The organism is Paraperibacillus marinus, from assembly GCF_046237605.1.
Classification (GTDB): Bacteria; Bacillota; Bacilli; order Bacillales; family DSM-1321; genus Paraperibacillus; species Paraperibacillus marinus.
Window position 1 is genome coordinate 412,839 of sequence record NZ_CP143542.1, and the last position, 18,724, is coordinate 431,562.

Genomic DNA, 18,724 nt, shown 5'->3' on the forward strand with positions numbered 1-18,724 from the left:
TCGAGCTGGGTTTTGAAGTAAAAAGTCCTTCATCGGGGGTATGAAGGACATTTCGAGCCAGGTTCTCAAGCAAAAAGTCCTTCATCGGGGGTATGATGGACATTTCGAGTGGGGTTCGGAAGTGAAAAGTCCTTCATCAAGGGTATGAAGGACTTTTCGAGTGCAGATTGGAAGCAAAAAGTCCTTCATCCAAAATAAGAAAGCCGCAATATAACAGCAGAAAGTAGAATAAAAACGCTCCTCCTACAAAAGGTATAGATACCATTATTTTTTGGAACGTCAACATAAGGGGGAGACGCATGAAAAAGCTAAAGCTGACAGCAATGGTTGCCGTACTCTCGGCACTCTTTGCAGGGGTGGCGGGGGCTGAAACGGCTATTCCTGGCATGCCGGGATCTGACCGCTTCTTTCCAGATCTTCTCATTACCGAGATTGCAGCGAATCCTTCCAAGGGAAACAGCAGGGGGGAGGGCTATGAGTTTATTGAAATTTATAATAATACCGATCATGACGTTAACCTGGAGGATTATCAAATCACTGTGTCACGGGAAGATGGAAAAACTTCGAGCTGGGAAATCACAGCCGCACATAGACTGGGGCCGGGGGGGACGGCAGCAGTCTGGCTGAAGAACGGTGACAGTTATAAGCAGGGGGCAGGACTGAAACAGTCTGATTTTAATGACCACTATCATACCCTTCTGAAAAATGGACAGCTTGCCGAAGCCGAGAGCACCGGCCTTTCCAATATCAGCGGCAGGACCGTCTCCATAAGATCCCTTGCCGGCCAGACGATATCCTCGGCTTCCTACACGGCTGGGAAAAAATCTGCCGTCACACCGGATGGATTTTCCCTGCAATATGAGTATCCACGGGACGGCACACATGCGATGAAGCTCCGGGACATGGTAAGAGTCCCTAGTCCGGGGATGATTTCCAAAGGGCTGGTTCCCCAGGCGCAGAACCGCATAGTAGACCGAATGGCACCGGAAATCACTCCGGTCATGCCCGTTTTTGATATTCCTGCCCGGCGGGATCTGCCGATTTCCTTCAGGGTCATGGATGACCGCCGGGTTATGAGGGCGACTCTATTTTATAAAAGGGCGCAGGATAAGCCATTTTCAAAGAAAAATCTCTCATCAAAAAAGGATCGCTTCTCCGGCAAGATATCCCGCTTTGATCTCTATGCTGCCACCCCCGCGTTCCAATACTATTTGGAGGTTACAGACGGAATCCGGACTGCCCGTTATCCGAAAGCGGGCGTCATCTCAGTCAGGGTCGGGAATCCAAATGCCTATCTTCCTTTTAAGAAGGGATTGTCGATAACTAATGAGAGTATTTTAAATGGGAGAAAGCATATCGAGGTTCATAAGGACAGCCCGAAAGATTCCGTCCTGCTGTATCAGAATGGGCATAAACTCAGAACAATCCAATCCTTGAGCAGGCAGCCGATATTCGTTTATGAGGCCAATGGCATTAAAGAAGGATATAAAGGCGGCCTGTTTCAAGGGAATCACCTGGTAAAAATTCTGGAGCAGACGCACGGGAAATTCGGTTCCTTCGAGGCGGCCATTCCTCAGGAAAAAATCAGGCCGGGAGATAACCGGCTGACAATCAAAACCGGAAGCAGGCACTGGCCGTTTGGCAGAGGAAAGAGAGCAGAAAGCCTCAATGGGTTTGAAATGAAAAATGTAAGGCTGCTGCTGGGGGACGGTGCCATCCTAAAACCGCATGCTGTGCTGACAGAAACGGAGAACGGGAAAACAGCAGAGTCCGGTTACAAGGATGGCCGTGTCTATCACTTCGGCAATAGAAGCAGGCACTCCGGACGGGCGCCGATCAGGCACTTTGTATTCCGTGTGCCGCAGGACAAGTTCCTGACAGAGCGCACCGTCATTGATACAAAGAAAGAAAGTGAAGGAAGGCATCATTTCAGGGCTGTGATCAATGGAGATGTAATAGAGGCAAGTCCCAAGTTCGATCACAGTCCTCCTGAAATAGCAGTCAAGGAACTCCAGGAAGGCGGAACCTATAAAGGGACCTTCACCATCGATGCCAAAGCCAGTGACCGGATTTCCAGATGGTCATCTCTTAAGGCAGATTTAGATGGCAGGAAAATCAAGCTTCCCTATACCACGTCATCCGGGGCCCTCAGTAAAGGGAAACATAAGGTGATTTTCACAGCATCTGATGCAGCGGGAAATGTAAGTAAAAAGGTTTTTCATTTCCATGTGGTCAATGAGGATCCGATCATCAGGGAAACAGCCTTTCCGCCCCCGGATTCTTCCGGGCTGCCCCTTTCGACCAGTTTGTCGGTAAAAGTGAACGACCCCACAAAGGATCATATGAAAGCCGTCTTTTACAGCGGACAAAGATATGACTATGCGGCAGAGAGCGGCATCAAGGGCTACACCTGCATCTCTGACCGGGAGCCTCCGCCGGCCCTTGAGCAGGAAGGAGAAAGCGATATCGGGCAGAGTCCGGCTGGCAGACTTGCAAAGCCGGATGGAACCTATCTGGTCACAGAATCTCAGTCGGGATTTCCCTATCAGCGCTTTGAAATTCCTATTAAAGAAAAAGCTAAACAGGTCAGGAAAATCGAGATTGATTGGAGAGGTCATTCATATGCGGGCAGGCGGGTGACCATGTATGCCTGGAATTATAAAAAGTTCAAGTGGGAAGAGCTTGCATATGGCTATGGAGCCGAAGATTTCACCCTGAAGGCAAGGGTCGGCAGGCAGTATGTTAAAAATCAGAAAGTGAACGTACTCATTCAGGATTTGGCCGACCATGTGCATCAGAATTTCTCGATGATCTGGATGTCTGATACCCAGTACTACGCCAGTGCCTTTCCATATATTTTCCCCATCATGACCAATTGGGCAAAAGCCCAGTTTGACCAGGGAAACGCCGGCTATGTTATTCATACGGGCGATATCATTGATTTCCGCTGGGACCAGGACCAATGGAAAACGGCAAGCAAAAGCCTTGCAGCGCTTGATCAGGGAGGTGTCCCATACGGTGTGCTGCCCGGCAACCATGACAGCGGTTCCCTGCTGGTGGATTATAAAAATTACAGCACCTATTTTGGGAAGAACCGGTTTTCCGGCCAGCCGACCTATGGCGGAGGCTCAAAGAATAATGCTTATCACTATGATTTAGTCTCCTTTGGCGGCCACGATTTCATCGTGCTGTATCTTGGCTGGGGAAAAGAGACAAACCGGGAAGCGGTGAAGTGGGCGAACGCTGTACTCCGTAAGCACTCAGACAGAAATGCGATACTGGCTGTCCATTCCTACCTCCAGCCGAACGGCATACGCACCATAAAAGGGCGTGCCCTTTTTAACCGGATTGTCAAGCCTAATGAAAATGTAAAGCTGGTCCTGAGCGGCCACTATTTTGGCGCCAGCCGCCATATCGAAGAAATCAGGACAGAAGATGGCAGCGTGAGAAGGGTGGTTGAGATGCTTGCAGATTACCAGGGCGGGCCGGAAGGGGGGCAGGGCTATATGAGGCTCCTGCAGTTTGATCCGGCAAACCGCCTGCTCCGGGTCAAAACATACTCCCCATTTCTCGACCATTATAATTTCTTTGACAGCGAAACGGACGAATTTACTCTGGACTTTGATTTGAATGACATCCATAAGCAGGTAGCGACCGACTATATTTCGGCCAGTGTCTTCACAACAGAAAAGCTTGGGGAAGACCTGGCTGTGAAGAATGGCCATGCACGGATCCGCCTCAGGGGCCTCGAGCCCTACCACGATTACTGCTGGTATGTAGAAGTCAGCGACATATACGGAGGGAAGACTCTGTCCCCGCTCTGGAAATTCACCTCGGGGAGCGGCGAGTAAATGAACCAGTCCGGCGGGTAAATCAATCAGTTCCGCGAGTAAATTCTAAAACCGGCGAGTAAAGCTTCCTGTTCCGCGAGTAAAATGAGATTTCGGCGAGTAAAGGTCGCGGTTCCGTGAGTAAAGGGGCATGGTGCGTGTGATTATGCTTCTTTTAAAGTGGAAATTGGCTGATTTTGATTAAAAAACATAATAAGAGAGCGGAAAACATCAGAAAATGAGCCGAAATACCATAAAAATCTTCCTAAAAAAGCTTTTAGCAATTCTCCACCATCACCATAGCCTGATGCTTAAATTGAGGGTGTCCCAAACCTTTCGGGAACATCCTCTTGTTTGTTTAGATAACATTTTATGGTTTTTTTAACAAGGCTCTGTTAAACTTTACTGTTGATAATTGAGTAAAATAAAAAGGAAACCTTAATTGTAGGGTTTTTCATTTTTACATTTCCAACATTTTTGATTTTAATTGTTATTTTTTAACCAAGTAAAAACCCGAAATACCTGAAACGGTTCAAACCAAGTAATTAAAAACATCACAACGAAGAAAGAAATAAGTGATATGAATTTTAATGTTCCAACTTCCTGTTTAGCAATTGCTATAAAACTTAGTACAATTCCGAATAAAAAAGCAAGATAACCAAAAAGGGCTATCGGTTCAGAAAAGCCCTCTAATATCCAATTTAATCCAAATGATAGCAGTCCTATAACCATTAAGGTTAATGATAATTTACTGAATTTTTTCACAATTACACCTCCCGTATGATTTTACCATTTGGTGGAATAAATGAAAAATACTTTTTGTAAATATCAACATTTACCTTTAACAGAGCCTTTAACTAAAAAATATAGTTATCAGGCATAATTGGTTTATGACAGGAGGGCTTAATTTGAGTAACCAGAGGAAAGTGGTACTTCTGATAGCCATTAGCATTGATGGTTATATCGCAAGAGAAGATGATTCATTGGATTGGCTGTATAAGACGGATTTTGGCGATGACTATGGATTTGCTGATTTTATCGAGCCGGTGGATGCCATTTTAATGGGACGGAAAACGTATGACCAGATTCCGGCGAAAGAAGATGAAATGATCTATGGCGGGCGGAAATGCTATGTATTTTCCCGTTCGGTCACAGGTGCTTCCCGTAATATTGAATATGTGAATGAAGACATAGTAAAGTTCACAACTAGCTTAATTGAAACGGAAGGGGGCACCATTTGGGTAGTGGGCGGCGGAGAAATGCTGCGTCCGCTGCTGCAGGCTCAATTGGTGGATGAAATCATTCTTCAGATGGCTCCAGCAGCAATTGGCAGGGGCATTCCTTTATTTCAAGGAGAAGGTGTGGAAATGGAGCTTTCATTAAAAGGAGTCCGGCGTTTCAACCAGCTTGCCGAACTGCATTATGTTGTGAAGAAATAAATAGAATCTCTTGCATTTATGTGGGTTGTTCTTCAATCCAGCTTGTTTAATAGTTCAGTGTCCCCGTTTAGGATATATATGGTTTCTCTATATTAGAAATAAAGGAGGCAACCCGATTGGGAGCAGCCATTTTTATTATTTCAATCCCATTTTTTATTTTTGCCATTATACTATCGAAAGGAAAAGGAGCAGCCCTGATTGCAGGCTATAATACAATGTCTGACAGTGAAAAATCTCAATATGATGAAGCGGCTCTATGTAAGTTCATGGCTAAAATAATGTATGGGATCGGCTTTGGCATACTATTACTTGGCTTAGGTACAATGTTAGAAAGTCGAGTATTAACCATTGCAGCTATTATTCTATTAATAACTTTTGTTGTTTTTTCCATGGTTTATCCTAATACAAAAGACAGATTTAAACGATCATAACTGGTAATTAAAGTAAGCCATGCACATGTAAAAAGACCGGCTTAGCAAAAGCCGGCCTTTCTGTGCCTATTATTCGGTAAAATGATATTTTTTGTCTGACCATTTTGTAAAAAGAATGATGGCGATGCCAACTATCAAATATACAAAGCCCCCAGCTTCGATTGCATATCCAAATGGATTGATAAATCTCGGCAGAAAAACCATGCCCACAACCGAGAGTATTGTGAGGAGGGAAAGCATGATAAAATCCTTAACTTTACTTGATGCTTTATAAATTGATTTTTGCAGCCATTTTATGATGAAAAAAACATAAAGAAAAATAATTACCGCACATATCATAAAGGTGACCAGGGCTGTGCCCACATAGACGGTCCCAATACTGCTGTCCTTAAAATAGTACATAAGGATGTCTGTTGTCCCGCTTACCGCAGCCATCAAGCCAAGCAGCTTCAGGAGCAGAAAGCCTATGAAGAATGCTATGTTTTTCCCTGGTTCTTTCGGCAGCTGTTCGATCATTTCGTCGCAATAAGAGGAGGGGTCATTTCCAAATACCTCCTCTGCACTTTTGCCTTCTTTCTGTGCTTCAAGAAGATGATCTAAAAGCTCCATTAACAATTCTTCTGAAGCCTGCTCCGAAATGGAAAGACTTGTACGTATATAAACTAACATATTGCCGTAGTATTCTTCGTTTTCTTTCGTCAGTAATCTGCGTTTAGTGTTATTTAATCGAATTAATTCCTTAGCATTCATCATCCCCACTCCTATTTAACATTTTATCTACAGGCGTCCGGATACTTTTCCATTCTGCCTGAACCTCGGATAACGCTTTTTTTCCATCGGTGGTAAGCTGGTAGTATTTTCTCTTGGGACCTGAAGGAGAATTACGCATTTCGCCTTTAATTAATCCTTCCTTTTGAAGACGGAGCAGGAGGGGATAAATGGATCCTTCACTAACGTCATTTAAACCAAAGTATTGAAGCTTTCGAGATAGCTCATACCCATAAATCGTTTCTTTTTCAATGATGGATAAAATGCATCCCTCTAAAATTCCTTTTAATAATTGAGTTCTCAGCGACATCTATTTCATCCTTATTATCTTGTAATACAAGATAGTGGTTTTTTAATAAGGCTAACTTGCAGAACAAGATAGCCTTATGTGTATCAGAATAACCTATTTTTGGTAATGCGTCAATTTTATTTTTGCAGTAAAGCGTCCCGGAAAATCCCTTAATTTTTCCTATGGTTTTGCCCTAACCAATTCATCCTCAATTCCCCTGGCAATGTCAAACGCTCCTCCAGCTTGGTTCGAGCAGACAATGATTTGGAGAGGGATATCCGGATAAAATACAGCCCGGAAGTTAACTCCTGGATCATAGCCCATCAGTAAATATTTTGACACCTGGTTTTTCTCGGTTTTCATCCATAGGCCGTAGCCGTATGCGGTAGTATCGTCGACTCTAACATGAGGGGCAAGCAGCTGATCTGTGATCTCTTTATTTAATAATTTGTATTCTGTTAATGCTTCCCACAGCCGGGCGATATCGTGAACAGTGGCGTAAGCTCCGCCATCTGAACCGCCTTTTGCAGGCAGTGAAAATACATTGGTTTTCCATTTCCCGTCTGCTTGGTCTATATATCCCAATGCAGTTCTTTCAGGCAGAGCATCCATTTCGAAATAGCCGGATTCCATAGATAACTTGTAGAATATATGTTCAGTAACATATTCACTGAAGTGCTGACCGCTTGCTTGTTCAATGATTAACCCCAGCAATATGTAGCCGGCATTATTGTAATGAAATCGGGTGCCGCTTGGGAATTTCATAGTTCCGTCCTGGAACAGCGGTAAAAAGTCTTTTAGCTTCCGAATTTGATACATAGGATTCTTGACCCAGAGTTCTTCAAAATCCTCCATGATTTCCTCGTCAAAATAGTCCGGTATTCCGGAGGTATGTGACAGCAATTGATGAATGGTAATGCCCTTGTCAAAAAAAGGGAAGTGGATGTCGAGGCAGTCTTTCAGTAAGGTATTGAAAGAAATTTTCCCTTTCTCGACAAGCTGGCAGATAGCTATTGCGGTGAATAGCTTGCTTCCTGAGGCAATGCCATACCTGGTATCACCCTGATTTTTAATTTTTTCAGAGCGGTTGGCAAATCCATAGCTTAGATCAGCAAGTACTTCTTCTCCGTCCTTCACATATACACTGCCCGAAAAATCATGTTCTTCCTGAAGTGCAGAAATGCTATCAATCAAGCTTTTGTTCACATTAAGTTCCCCCAATATGTATGATATTCTGTCAGGCCTTGTCAGTCGCTGATAGATAGGTCGATTTCGCTGTTTTGGCTATTGCTGGAAGTGCTTCTTTTTTCATTGTAACAAAAAGCATAAGCAGAAAGGCTGATAACAAAAAAATGACGTGTGTCGATACACACGTCATTTCTTATGTCATTCCTCAGTTCCCGAAAATAGACATTCTTAGAATGGGCTGCTGTCCTTGCCTTCGCCCCGTGCCATTTCAGTGCTTTGGAGCATCAAGTCAGTCACTGGGCAGTATTTCACGATGCCTTCGCCTACTTTCATGGCTCCCATCATGGCAGTCATGAGATAGAGGCTCCGGCCGGGCTTTCTGGATAATTTGGCCGTGGACCAGGCGAGCATGGTAAGGCCGCAGGTAATCCGCAGCAGAGCGTTGACAGTGCCGATGTTTGGTTTGACGTTCATCTTTATGCCCCCTTCATAAAAAGTTCACATTAAATCAGTAAACCTTTACTGTGTTAAATTAATTAGTGTGATAGTATGAAATAAATAAAACGCTTACATTTACAATTGATGAGTGAATGCTTTGCTGTCGTACATAGGAGGATGTTCATGCCAGAACAGCGCTACCGTTGGAAAAACAAACAGCTGCGTGAGCATGTAGCTGTACTGGACGGAAAGATTCCGCCGCATATACTGCTTACCAATGCACGTTATTTAAATCAGACATTCAGGAAATGGATAGAAGCGAATATCTGGATATACGACGACCGGATTATTTATGTCGGCGATAAACTGCCGGAAAACATCACAGGCTGTGAGGTTGTCGACTGCAGCGGCCATTATTTGGTCCCAGGCTATATTGAGCCGCATGCACATCCATTTCAATTATATAATCCCCACACATTTGCGGCATATGCATCACAGCATGGGACCACTACTCTGGTCAATGACAATCTGATGCTGTTTTTGCAGATGGAAAATAAAAAAGCTTTTTCACTCCTTAAGGAGCTGCGCAGCCTGCCGGCAACTTTATACTGGTGGTGCCGTTTTGACGCACAGACAGAGATTTTAAATGAAGAAACTGTATTTTCCCATAGCAATGTGAAAGCCTGGCTTGAGCATGATGCGGTGCTTCAGGGAGGGGAGCTGACCGGATGGCCCAAGCTTCTTGCCGGTGATGATATGATGCTTCACTGGATTCAGGAAGCAAAGCGCATGAGAAAGCAGATAGAAGGGCATTTTCCCGGAGCCTCCGAGAAAACCCTGGCGAAGATGATGCTGATGGGTGCTGGCTGCGATCATGAAGCAATGACCGGAAAGGAAGTGCTGGTAAGGCTGCTGCAGGGCTATACCGTGTCACTGAGGCATTCTTCCATCCGTCCCGATTTGCCGGGGCTGCTTGAGGAGATTCTTGAATTCGGCCTCGAGAATTTTGATAAGTTCTTTTTCACCACAGACGGATCGCCGCCATCCTTTTATGAAGAAGGCGTGATCGACAGGCTGATCAAGCTGGCCATAGACAAAGGCGTTCCCCTGGTGGATGCGTATAATATGGGAACCATCAATGCAGCGAATTATTATAATATAGAACACCTGCATGGCTCTATCGCGACAGGCAGGGTGGCGAATATCAACTTTCTCACAGAACCGGAAAACCCGGCGCCTGTCTCCGTCCTGGCAAAGGGCAAGTGGGTGAAGCGCGAAGGGGAGCCCCTTGACTTCAACCAGGGGTTCGATTGGGAAGGCTATGGCTTTGGCCCGCTTGCGCTTGAGTGGGACATCGAGATGGATGATCTGCAATTTTCCATGCCGTTTGGAATTGAGATGCTGAATGATGTGATCACAAAGCCCTTTTCTGTTTCCTTCGACCTGTCAGAGGACCAGCTCAGCCCGGACCATGACCTGTCCTTCCTCATGATGCTAGGACGGGACGGCACCTGGAGGATCAATACGGTCATTAAAGGCTTTGCCGATAGTCTCGGCGGGTTTGCGAGCTCTTACTCGAATACGGGGGATATCATCCTGATCGGCAAGAATAAGGAAGATATGCTGGCTGCCTTTCATAGAATGAAGGAAATGGGCGGCGGCATCGTGATCGCTGAGGACGGAAGGGCTGTATATGAGATGCAGCTCGGACTGAACGGGCTGATGTCCGATAAGAAACTCGAGCTGCTGATTCATGAGGAAAAGGAACTCATACGCATGCTGAAGGAACGCGGCTATAAGTTCAACGATCCGATTTATACGCTGCTTTTCTTTTCGTCCACCCACCTGCCGTACATCAGGATCACTCCTAAAGGGATGTATGATGTGATGAATAAAAATGTTCTCTTTCCTTCTATAATGCGTTAAAATATAAAAGGAAAATGTCCCTTTACGATTTTTGAGGAGAAACTTACATTGAGACTGAAAATAGCTTATTTCATGCTTGCTGCCATACTGCTTACAGCAGGCTGCAGCAAAGAAGAACCAAAGGAACCAGGGCAGAAGGAAGCCGCGCCAAAACAGGAAGAAAAGCAAAAGCCGCCTGCTGCCAAGGAATATAAATACACCTTCCCGCTGACCGGGGAAGGCACTGATACAAAGCCGGATAGGAGAGCCGTTTCAGTTATGATCAATAATCACCCTGCCGCCCGTCCGCAGTCGGGTCTTGCTGAAGCCGATATTGTATATGAGCTTCTTGCCGAGGGGGAAGTGACCCGCTTTCTCGCTGTATTCCAGAGCGGAAAGCCGGGTAATATCGGTCCGGTGAGAAGTGCGAGGGATTACTTCATGGAGCTTGCGAAAGGCTTTGACAGCCTGTATATTCTCCATGGCTACAGCCCTGAGGCCAAGCGGCTTCTCGCAGGAGGATATATAGATCACCTGAACGGATTGAAATATGACGGATCGCTGTTTGAACGGTCTGATTTCCGCAAGGCCCCTCATAATTCATATATTACCTATAAAAATATCATCAAAGGCGCGAAGCAGAACGATTTCGACATGCTCACACCGCCGAAAAGCATGACATTCATCAGTACAAAGCAGGTGCCGATCGGAAAACCGGCACCGGAGGCAGAAGTCTCTTATCACTCCAGCCAGTTCGATGTGCGTTATGAATATGACCGAAAAAAAGGGAAATATCTGCGGTACACTGCCGGGGAACCCACCATTGATCTGGAAACGGACAAAAGCATCCAGCTTGATAATATCCTGATTATAGAGGCACCGCATCGCATTACAGATGAAAAAGGCCGGAGAGATATCGATCTCCATTCCGGCGGACCCGGGTATCTCCTCCAGAAAGGGACGTACCATGAAGTCACCTGGAAGTGGAAGGACGGCAGGATCGTCCCGATGATGAAGGAAAGCGAAGCCGGACTCATCGCGGGTAAAACATGGGTGAACATTGTCCCGAGCCTGTCGGATGTGAGTTTGAAGCCATAATATTACATGTAGAAATAAAGGAGCCTCCCTATGCAAATCAATAAATTACGAGGAAAAGAATTAGACCAGTTATTCAAATCTGTCCTTGCACTGGAAACTCTTGAGGAATGCTATCTTTTTTTCGATGACCTCTGTACAGTCAACGAAATCCAGTCGCTTGCACAGAGGCTCCAGGTAGCCAAAATGCTGCGCGAGGGCAACACTTACCATAAGATTGAAACCGAAACCGGAGCAAGCACCGCAACCATCTCCCGGGTAAAAAGAAGCCTGAATTATGGAAATGACGCCTACGAGATTGTCCTCGAACGAATAAAAGAAGAAAAATAACACCAAAATCACCCTGACAGCTGCCAGGGTGGTTTTTATTTCCGGGAAATGGGGGACAGTCCCCCATTTCCCGATTATTTCCCAAGGTGTCAGGGCTTCTGGTCTTCTATGATAACCAGGTGAAAGTTGTCCTCGGTGATTTCTTTTTTTTCTTCGGAAAGCAGTTTCTCAAACTCCTCGAACAGACCCTGAATTTCCGGGTGACGGTTTATGTTTTCTGTGCTCCTGCTGCAGTCTTCCCTGCTGTCATATCTCATGATTTCAATCCACTTTGATTCATCTGCTTCACTGTTCAAATAGAGGGTTTCATATTTTGTGTATCTCTTATAAATTTGCAAGGTTCTCTTCTGGAGCCGTAAATATTCTTCCTGCTTATCCTGCTTGATATGATATTGATAGACCTTGACATACATGGTAAACTTTCCCCTTCGGCGTATTTTCTCCATCATAATTCGCCTTTGCTTCCCTAAAACCCTGCTGCGGAACCGTTATATCGTATACAGCAATGATACAGGTGGATGGGGACTTTAAAATTACCTTAATTTTTCTCCCGCCTTCTATTTTTTAATGGAAAATTCTAATGGTATAATGGGGAAATGGGGATAACCTGAATATGGAGGATTTTTGAATGTACGATTATCGAGAGTGGAATCACGTTTTTAAGCTTGATCCCAATAAGGAATTGTCGGATGAAAGGCTTGAAAGGCTTTGTGAATCCGGGACAGATGCGATTTTGATCGGGGGGAGCGATGGGGTGACCCTGGAAAATGTCCTCGATTTGATGGCGCGTGTCAGGAGATATACCGTACCATGTGTCCTTGAAGTCTCCAATGCGGAATCCGTCACCCCGGGCTTTGACCTCTATTTTATACCAACCGTCCTGAACAGCCGGAATCCGGACTGGATCACCGGGCTGCATCATGATGCGGTGAAGGAATATGGACATATCATGGACTGGGATGAAATCCATGTGGAAGGCTATTGCATCATCAATGGCAGCTGCAAGGCAGCAAGCCTGACAGAAGCCCGCACCGATCTCACCGATGAGGATATTGAGGCATATGCCATGATGGCAGAGAAGATGTTCAACCTGCCAATCTTCTATCTTGAGAACAGCGGTGAGCTTGCATCCACAGAACTTGTCCGAAAAGTGAAGGACAAGCTCGAAAAAGCAGTCCTTTTCTACGGGGGCGGCATCAAGAATGCACAGCAGGCGGAAGAATTGGCCGCATACGCCGATGTGATCGTAGTCGGCAACGCAGTATATGAAGACTTTGAACAAGCGCTTGAAACAGTAAAGACGGCAGGAACGTCTAATTGATATATAGTGGAAGCGGGAAATCTGATATAATAAGAACAAACGTTCTTTAAAATGGTGGTGGATAATTATGCAGTTTCTTTCAGACCGGCTATTAAAGGGATTGAATGACAAGCAGCAGGAAGCAGTGAAATGCACAGACGGACCCCTCCTGATCATGGCAGGGGCAGGAAGCGGAAAAACAAGGGTGCTGACGCACAGGATCGCGTATTTAATGGTGGAAAAGCAAGTGGCTCCGTGGAGCATCCTTGCGATTACCTTTACCAATAAAGCGGCCCGCGAAATGAAGGAAAGGATCAAAGGAATCCTTGGGGGAGCCTCCGAGGATATCTGGATCTCCACCTTTCACTCAATGTGTGTAAGGATTCTCAGGAGAGATATCGACCGGATTGGCTATAACCGGAACTTTACCATCCTGGATACGACGGATCAGCAGTCTGTCATCAAGCAGATTCTGAAGGATAAGAACCTTGATCCGAAAAAGTTTGATTACCGGGCGATACTTGGCAGCATTTCATCAGCAAAGAATGAACTCATCGATGCAGAAGAATATGCAAGCATGTCCGGCGGTTTCTTTGAACAGACCGTTGCCGAGGTTTATACCGAGTACCAAAAAAGGCTCAGGAAAAACCAGGCGCTCGACTTTGACGACCTGATCATGAAAACCATCCTTCTGTTCACAAGAGTGCCGGAGGTATTGGAATTCTATCAGCGCAAGTTCCAGTATATCCATGTGGATGAGTATCAGGATACGAACCGGGCGCAATATATGCTGGTCAAGCTGATGGCAGCGCGCTTCAAGAACCTCTGCGTGGTCGGTGATTCTGATCAGTCGATCTACCGCTGGCGGGGTGCGGATATTGCGAACATCCTGAGCTTCGAAAAGGACTATCCCAATGCCGAGGTTATCCTGCTTGAGCAGAACTACCGCTCAACGAAGCGGATTCTCCGCGCAGCGAATGAAGTCATCTCAAAAAATGCGAACCGCAAGCCGAAGAATCTATGGACCGAAAACCTGGAAGGCAATAAGATCCTTTATTACCGGGCGGACAGCGAGCAGGGAGAAGCCCAGTTCGTGGCAGGGAAAATCAATGAAATGACGGCAGGCGGCAGGAAGCTGTCCGAGATTGCCATCCTGTACCGTACCAATGCCCAGTCCCGTGTGATGGAGGAAGTTTTGCTGAAGTCGAATATCCAATATTCGATCGTCGGCGGAATCAAGTTCTATGACAGGAAAGAAATCAAGGACATCCTGGCATACCTGCGCCTGATTTCGAATCCTGATGACGATATCAGCCTGCGGAGGGTGATCAATGTACCGAAGAGGGGAATCGGATCCACCTCCCTTGATAAAATCGCCAACTTCGCTGCGATGTACGATACCTCCATCATGGCGGCCCTCGATTCGATTGAACTGATTGGTGTCAGCCCGAAGATCACAAAGGCAGCGGCCAGTTTTAGAGATTTGATCAACAGCTACTCCCAGATGCAGGAATATCTGTCGGTGACAGAGCTTGTGGAGCAGGTGCTTGAAAAAAGCGGATACCGTGAGATGCTTGAAGCGGAGAGAACGATTGAATCCCAGAGCAGGCTTGAAAATATAGACGAATTTCTTTCTGTAACCAAGAGCTTTGAAGAAAGCTCAGATGATAAAAGTCTGGTGGCCTTCCTGACAGACCTTGCCCTCGTTGCCGATATAGACGCACTTGATGACGATGGGGAAGCTCCGGCGGATTCAGTTGTCCTGATGACACTGCATGCTGCCAAGGGACTCGAGTTTCCGGTCGTATTCCTGATGGGACTCGAGGAGGGTGTTTTCCCTCACAGCCGCTCTCTGATGGAAGAGGAAGAGATGGAAGAAGAGCGCCGGCTTGCATACGTCGGCATCACCCGTGCGGAAAATGAGCTGTATATGACAAATGCGCAGATGCGTACTTTATTCGGACGCACTAACATGAACCCGGTTTCCCGGTTTATATCCGAAATACCCGAGGACCTCCTTGAAGATCTCGTTCCAAAGCAGCCGAAGGCCAAGAGTTCCTCCTTCATGACTTCCGGCCAGCCGGCACGCACCCGCCCGGGTGTCCAGCGCCCAAGCGCAATGAAGCAGAATACAACAGGCGGAGATGAAATCGGCTGGAATGTAGGCGACAAAGCAGTGCACAAGGTATGGGGAACAGGCACGGTTGTCAGTGTCAAAGGCGAGGGAGAAGGCAAGGAGCTTGATATTGCTTTCCCAAGCCCGACCGGGATCAAACGATTGCTCGCTAAATTTGCCCCCATCACTAAGGGGTAGCTCTATATAGAAGAAAGGGCTGAAATAAATGGAACGAATGGAAGCGGAAAAGCAGATTCTGGAGTTGCAGACTCTGATCAATCAGTACAATTACGAGTACCATGTGCTGGATAAGCCGTCAGTGCCGGATGCGGAATATGACAGCCGGCTGCGCGAATTAGTCGAACTTGAAGAGCAGTTCCCGGAATTCCGGACCCCTGATTCACCAACCCAGAGGGTCGGCGGGGCCATTCTTGAGATGTTTGAAAAGGTGGAGCACCGGACGCCGATGCTGAGCCTTGGGAACGCCTTTAATGATGCAGATCTGCGGGACTTCGACAGAAGAGTCCGCGGGGCAGCCGGAGATGAGATCACGTATGTATGCGAGCTTAAGATCGACGGCCTTGCTGTATCCCTTCGTTACGAGGACGGCCTTTTCGTGAAGGGAGCGACCAGGGGCGACGGCACCATCGGGGAAGACATCACGGCAAACCTGAGGACGATCAAGTCCATCCCCCTCCGGATTAAAGAGCCGTTCACCATGGAAGTCAGAGGCGAGGCTTTTATGCCGAAGCGGTCTTTCGAGGCATTGAATAAGAAGAAGGAAGAACGCGGCGAAGAGCCATTTGCGAACCCGAGGAATGCGGCTGCCGGCTCCCTCCGCCAGCTTGATCCAAAAATTGCTGCGTCAAGGAACCTGGATATCTTCTTATACGCCATCGCCGACTTTGGGGAAACCGGGATTGACAGCCACAGTGAAGGTCTCGATCTCCTGGACGAGCTTGGCTTCAAGACGAACCGGGAAAGAAAGAGATGCACTGATATCGAAGAGGTAATCCACTATATCGAAGGCTGGACGGAAAAACGGCCGGACCTTCCATATGATATTGACGGCATTGTCGTTAAGGTGGATTCCATCAGCCAGCAGCAGGATCTTGGTACCACGGCAAAAAGCCCGCGCTGGGCGATTGCCTATAAATTCCCTGCCGAAGAAGTCGTTACGATCTTAAAAGATATTGAACTTAACGTAGGCAGGACAGGTGCCGTCACGCCGACAGCCATTCTTGAACCGGTCCGTGTCGCAGGCACGACCGTGCAGCGCGCGACTCTTCATAATGAGGATTTGATCAAGGAAAAGGATATTAAGATCGGCGACCATGTGGTGGTGAAAAAAGCAGGCGATATCATCCCGGAAATTGTCAATGTGCTGCCTGAGAGACGGACAGGGGATGAAGTGGACTTCAGCATGCCGGCACACTGCCCGGAATGCGGGAGCGACCTGGTCAGGATTGAGGGAGAGGCTGCACGCCGCTGTATCAATCCGAAATGCCCTGCACAGATCAGGGAAGGCCTCATCCATTTTGTTTCACGGAATGCCATGAATATTGACGGCCTTGGCGAAAAAGTGATCAGCCAATTATTTGCCGGATCACTTATTGGAGACGTGGCCGATATCTACAAACTGACGCACGAGCAGCTGATCGGCATGGAGAGGATGGGCGAAAAATCCGCCTCCAATCTCCTTAAGGCAATCGAGAATTCCAAGAGCAATTCCCTGGAGAAGCTTTTGTTCGGACTTGGCATCAGGCTTGTCGGTGCGAAGGCTGCCAAAACGCTCTCCCAGGTATTTGGCACCATGGACGCCCTGAGTCAGGCATCTTATGATGAGCTTACAGCTATTAATGAAATTGGGGGCAAGATGGCCGATTCCATCACCGCCTACTTTGACCTTGAAGAAGTGAAAGAACTGCTGGCTGAGCTGAAGGCAGCCGGCGTCAATCTGGAATATAAGGGGCCAAGACCGGTCACAGCTGCCGAATCCGATTCAGTTTTTGCTGGTAAAACCATTGTTTTAACTGGTAAACTGGAACAGCTATCCCGCAATGAGGCCAAGGAAAAGATAGAAGCACTGGGCGGAAATGTTTCCGGCAGTGTCAGTAAAAAGACGGATCTTGTCATTGCCGGGGAAGATGCCGGCTCTAAGCTTACAAAGGCCCAGGAACTAGGGGTCGAAGTTTGGGATGAGGAGCGAATGCTGGAAGAATTAAATAAATAAGAGGTGTAAACGATGAAGAAACTTTCCTTTGTCGGGTTGGCGCTTCTCTTACTATTGACGGGCTGTGCCCCGAAGTTTGATAAGCAGGAGGAAGTGATCCAAAGTTCGGAGACGAAAAAGGAAAAAGCGATTATCCCGAAATATAAAATTTCGGATAATTATTACCGTACCACCCTGCCATTTGAACCAAGCGAAGCGAGGGGCCTTGTGGTGGCAAACCTCAATACCCGCTATGATATCAACGAATTTGAGACCGGCCTGATGAGGACAGCCCAGCGGACATTTGACCCTGAGAAGTACCTCTTCAAGGAAGGGCAGTATCTGGACAAGAAAACAGTCGGACTTTGGCTGAACCGCAAGTTCACCAAGGAACAGTTGAAGGAAGAAGGACTGAAGGAAGATGAAAACACCGGCCTGAATCCCCTCGACCCGGGCAAGGGGAGCAAGGATAAGCGGGAAAAAGAGAATCCTCTTTACCTCGCCCATGTCCTCGAGCACGATTATCTGGTGAAATCAGCCAAAGACAAAGTCAGCCTTGGCGGCGTCGTTGTCGGGCTTGCCTTGAATTCTGTCCATTATTATACAAAGGAAGACTATGGAGCGACCTATGAAACGGATATCCCAAAATCCGAACTCCTGGCTGAAGGCAAGAAGATTGCGGCCGAAGTCCTCCAGCGCCTTCGGAAAAAGGATGAGCTGAAGCAGGTGCCGATCACGATCGCCCTATTCGAACAGGCACCGAAGACGTCTGCGGTTCCCGGGCACTTCCTGGCCTATTCAAACGCCGGTGAAGGAGAAGGGAGCCTTGGCAAATGGGAGGGCATTAATGAAAAGTATGAACTTTTCCCTCCGCCAAAATCGAATGAAAAGCATCGTGAAGATGTGAATTCATTCCTGAATTTCAAACAGGATGTCGAGGAATACTTCCCTAACTTCAATGGAGTGATCGGCCGTGCCTTCTATACGGATGATCAGCTCCAAAACCTGAGCATCACCATTCCGATCCAGTTTTACGGAAAGGCTGAAGCGATCGGCTTCACACAATATGTCACCGGACTTGTCATGCAGCATTTCCCTGAATATATTACCGTCGAAGTCGACATCACATCGGTGAACGGCCCTGAGGCTCTTATAGTCAGGAAGCCCGAAACCAATGAACCGTTTGTACACATTTATGAATGATACCAGCCGGCCGGTGGATACCGTCTCCTCTCAAGGGGCGAGCATCCATCGGCCGGTTTTTGTTATGGTTCTTTGCTTGAAGCTCTTTTTGTATTATTGTTTTTATTTGTTTGGTTCTGGGAGGAGATATAATTATTAAACCAGGTTGATTGTAGCGTAAGGTGCGAGACTCCTAATCCA

At 46.9% G+C, this 18,724-nt stretch carries 16 protein-coding genes; 10 read left to right on the forward strand and 6 right to left on the reverse strand.

Annotated features, from left to right (window positions below; translation table 11 throughout):
• The first annotated feature begins 299 nt into the window (after nucleotides 1-299).
• A complete protein-coding gene (locus tag V1498_RS02130) occupies nucleotides 300-3,851 on the forward strand; it encodes a lamin tail domain-containing protein (RefSeq protein WP_409296673.1) in 3,552 nt (1,183 codons plus the stop codon).
• A gap of 462 nt (nucleotides 3,852-4,313) precedes the next feature.
• Here V1498_RS02130 and V1498_RS02135 read toward each other — a convergent pair whose 3' ends face one another.
• Nucleotides 4,314-4,595: a hypothetical protein gene (locus tag V1498_RS02135; RefSeq protein WP_409296674.1), complete on the reverse strand. Its 282-nt coding sequence runs from the start codon at nucleotides 4,593-4,595 to the stop codon at nucleotides 4,314-4,316.
• 143 nt (nucleotides 4,596-4,738) lie between these two features.
• Between V1498_RS02135 and V1498_RS02140 the strand changes: the two genes are divergently transcribed.
• Nucleotides 4,739-5,269 (forward strand): dihydrofolate reductase family protein, encoded by a 531-nt coding sequence (locus tag V1498_RS02140; protein WP_409296675.1) that lies wholly within the window; start codon nucleotides 4,739-4,741, stop codon nucleotides 5,267-5,269.
• 116 nt (nucleotides 5,270-5,385) lie between these two features.
• Nucleotides 5,386-5,700: a DUF3784 domain-containing protein gene (locus V1498_RS02145; protein WP_409296676.1), complete on the forward strand. Its 315-nt coding sequence runs from the start codon at nucleotides 5,386-5,388 to the stop codon at nucleotides 5,698-5,700.
• A 69-nt stretch (nucleotides 5,701-5,769) separates the two neighbouring features.
• On the opposite strand, the gene V1498_RS02150 is transcribed toward V1498_RS02145, so the two are convergent.
• The 4 genes from V1498_RS02150 to V1498_RS02165 all read right to left on the reverse strand — a co-directional run bounded on the left by V1498_RS02150 (nucleotide 5,770) and on the right by V1498_RS02165 (nucleotide 8,419).
• Nucleotides 5,770-6,450: a DUF1129 family protein gene (locus V1498_RS02150; RefSeq protein WP_409296677.1), complete on the reverse strand. Its 681-nt coding sequence runs from the start codon at nucleotides 6,448-6,450 to the stop codon at nucleotides 5,770-5,772.
• A complete protein-coding gene (locus V1498_RS02155; protein ID WP_409296678.1) occupies nucleotides 6,440-6,778 on the reverse strand; it encodes a PadR family transcriptional regulator in 339 nt (112 codons plus the stop codon). Before V1498_RS02155 ends, V1498_RS02150 begins: the two co-directional genes overlap by 11 nt.
• A 159-nt stretch (nucleotides 6,779-6,937) precedes the next feature.
• Nucleotides 6,938-7,963, reverse strand: a complete 1,026-nt coding sequence (locus tag V1498_RS02160; protein ID WP_409296679.1) for a serine hydrolase domain-containing protein — start codon at nucleotides 7,961-7,963, stop codon at nucleotides 6,938-6,940.
• Between the two features lie 210 nt (nucleotides 7,964-8,173).
• Complete coding sequence (locus V1498_RS02165; protein WP_409296680.1) at nucleotides 8,174-8,419, reverse strand: DUF2892 domain-containing protein; 246 nt, start codon at nucleotides 8,417-8,419, stop codon at nucleotides 8,174-8,176.
• A gap of 147 nt (nucleotides 8,420-8,566) precedes the next feature.
• Between V1498_RS02165 and V1498_RS02170 the strand changes: the two genes are divergently transcribed.
• The 3 genes from V1498_RS02170 to V1498_RS02180 are packed head-to-tail and all read left to right on the forward strand — an operon-like array spanning nucleotide 8,567 to nucleotide 11,713.
• Nucleotides 8,567-10,309, forward strand: coding sequence for an adenine deaminase C-terminal domain-containing protein (locus V1498_RS02170; RefSeq protein ID WP_409296681.1), 1,743 nt, complete (start codon nucleotides 8,567-8,569; stop codon nucleotides 10,307-10,309).
• Between the two features lie 48 nt (nucleotides 10,310-10,357).
• Nucleotides 10,358-11,386, forward strand: coding sequence for a DUF3048 domain-containing protein (locus tag V1498_RS02175; RefSeq protein WP_409296682.1), 1,029 nt, complete (start codon nucleotides 10,358-10,360; stop codon nucleotides 11,384-11,386).
• Between the two features lie 30 nt (nucleotides 11,387-11,416).
• A complete protein-coding gene (locus tag V1498_RS02180; protein ID WP_409291248.1) occupies nucleotides 11,417-11,713 on the forward strand; it encodes a YerC/YecD family TrpR-related protein in 297 nt (98 codons plus the stop codon).
• Between the two features lie 89 nt (nucleotides 11,714-11,802).
• Here V1498_RS02180 and V1498_RS02185 read toward each other — a convergent pair whose 3' ends face one another.
• A complete protein-coding gene (locus V1498_RS02185) occupies nucleotides 11,803-12,126 on the reverse strand; it encodes a hypothetical protein (protein ID WP_409296683.1) in 324 nt (107 codons plus the stop codon).
• 215 nt (nucleotides 12,127-12,341) lie between these two features.
• Here V1498_RS02185 and V1498_RS02190 point away from each other — a divergent pair, with 215 nt between their 5' ends.
• From V1498_RS02190 to V1498_RS02205, 4 genes are all read left to right on the forward strand, one after another.
• Nucleotides 12,342-13,034: a heptaprenylglyceryl phosphate synthase gene (locus V1498_RS02190; protein WP_409296684.1), complete on the forward strand. Its 693-nt coding sequence runs from the start codon at nucleotides 12,342-12,344 to the stop codon at nucleotides 13,032-13,034.
• A gap of 67 nt (nucleotides 13,035-13,101) precedes the next feature.
• Nucleotides 13,102-15,327, forward strand: coding sequence for a DNA helicase PcrA (gene pcrA, locus V1498_RS02195; protein ID WP_409296685.1), 2,226 nt, complete (start codon nucleotides 13,102-13,104; stop codon nucleotides 15,325-15,327).
• A gap of 28 nt (nucleotides 15,328-15,355) precedes the next feature.
• Entirely contained in the window at nucleotides 15,356-17,362 is a 2,007-nt protein-coding gene (ligA, locus tag V1498_RS02200) for an NAD-dependent DNA ligase LigA (protein WP_409296686.1), read from the forward strand.
• Between the two features lie 12 nt (nucleotides 17,363-17,374).
• Complete coding sequence (locus V1498_RS02205) at nucleotides 17,375-18,544, forward strand: CamS family sex pheromone protein (protein ID WP_409296687.1); 1,170 nt, start codon at nucleotides 17,375-17,377, stop codon at nucleotides 18,542-18,544.
• Nucleotides 18,545-18,724: the final 180 nt, after the last annotated feature.

What these genes read in the sequence shown, in the direction of transcription:
- V1498_RS02130 (WP_409296673.1), top strand. Translation starts at nt 300, where the DNA reads ATGAAAAAGCTAAAGCTGACAGCAATGGTTGCCGTACTCTCGGCACTC.
- V1498_RS02150 (WP_409296677.1), bottom strand. Translation starts at nt 6,450, where the DNA reads ATGAATGCTAAGGAATTAATTCGATTAAATAACACTAAACGCAGATTA.
- V1498_RS02155 (WP_409296678.1), bottom strand. Translation starts at nt 6,778, where the DNA reads ATGTCGCTGAGAACTCAATTATTAAAAGGAATTTTAGAGGGATGCATT.
- V1498_RS02165 (WP_409296680.1), bottom strand. Translation starts at nt 8,419, where the DNA reads ATGAACGTCAAACCAAACATCGGCACTGTCAACGCTCTGCTGCGGATT.
- V1498_RS02170 (WP_409296681.1), top strand. Translation starts at nt 8,567, where the DNA reads ATGCCAGAACAGCGCTACCGTTGGAAAAACAAACAGCTGCGTGAGCAT.
- V1498_RS02180 (WP_409291248.1), top strand. Translation starts at nt 11,417, where the DNA reads ATGCAAATCAATAAATTACGAGGAAAAGAATTAGACCAGTTATTCAAA.
- V1498_RS02185 (WP_409296683.1), bottom strand. Translation starts at nt 12,126, where the DNA reads ATGTATGTCAAGGTCTATCAATATCATATCAAGCAGGATAAGCAGGAA.
- V1498_RS02190 (WP_409296684.1), top strand. Translation starts at nt 12,342, where the DNA reads ATGTACGATTATCGAGAGTGGAATCACGTTTTTAAGCTTGATCCCAAT.
- pcrA (WP_409296685.1), top strand. Translation starts at nt 13,102, where the DNA reads ATGCAGTTTCTTTCAGACCGGCTATTAAAGGGATTGAATGACAAGCAG.
- ligA (WP_409296686.1), top strand. Translation starts at nt 15,356, where the DNA reads ATGGAACGAATGGAAGCGGAAAAGCAGATTCTGGAGTTGCAGACTCTG.
- V1498_RS02205 (WP_409296687.1), top strand. Translation starts at nt 17,375, where the DNA reads ATGAAGAAACTTTCCTTTGTCGGGTTGGCGCTTCTCTTACTATTGACG.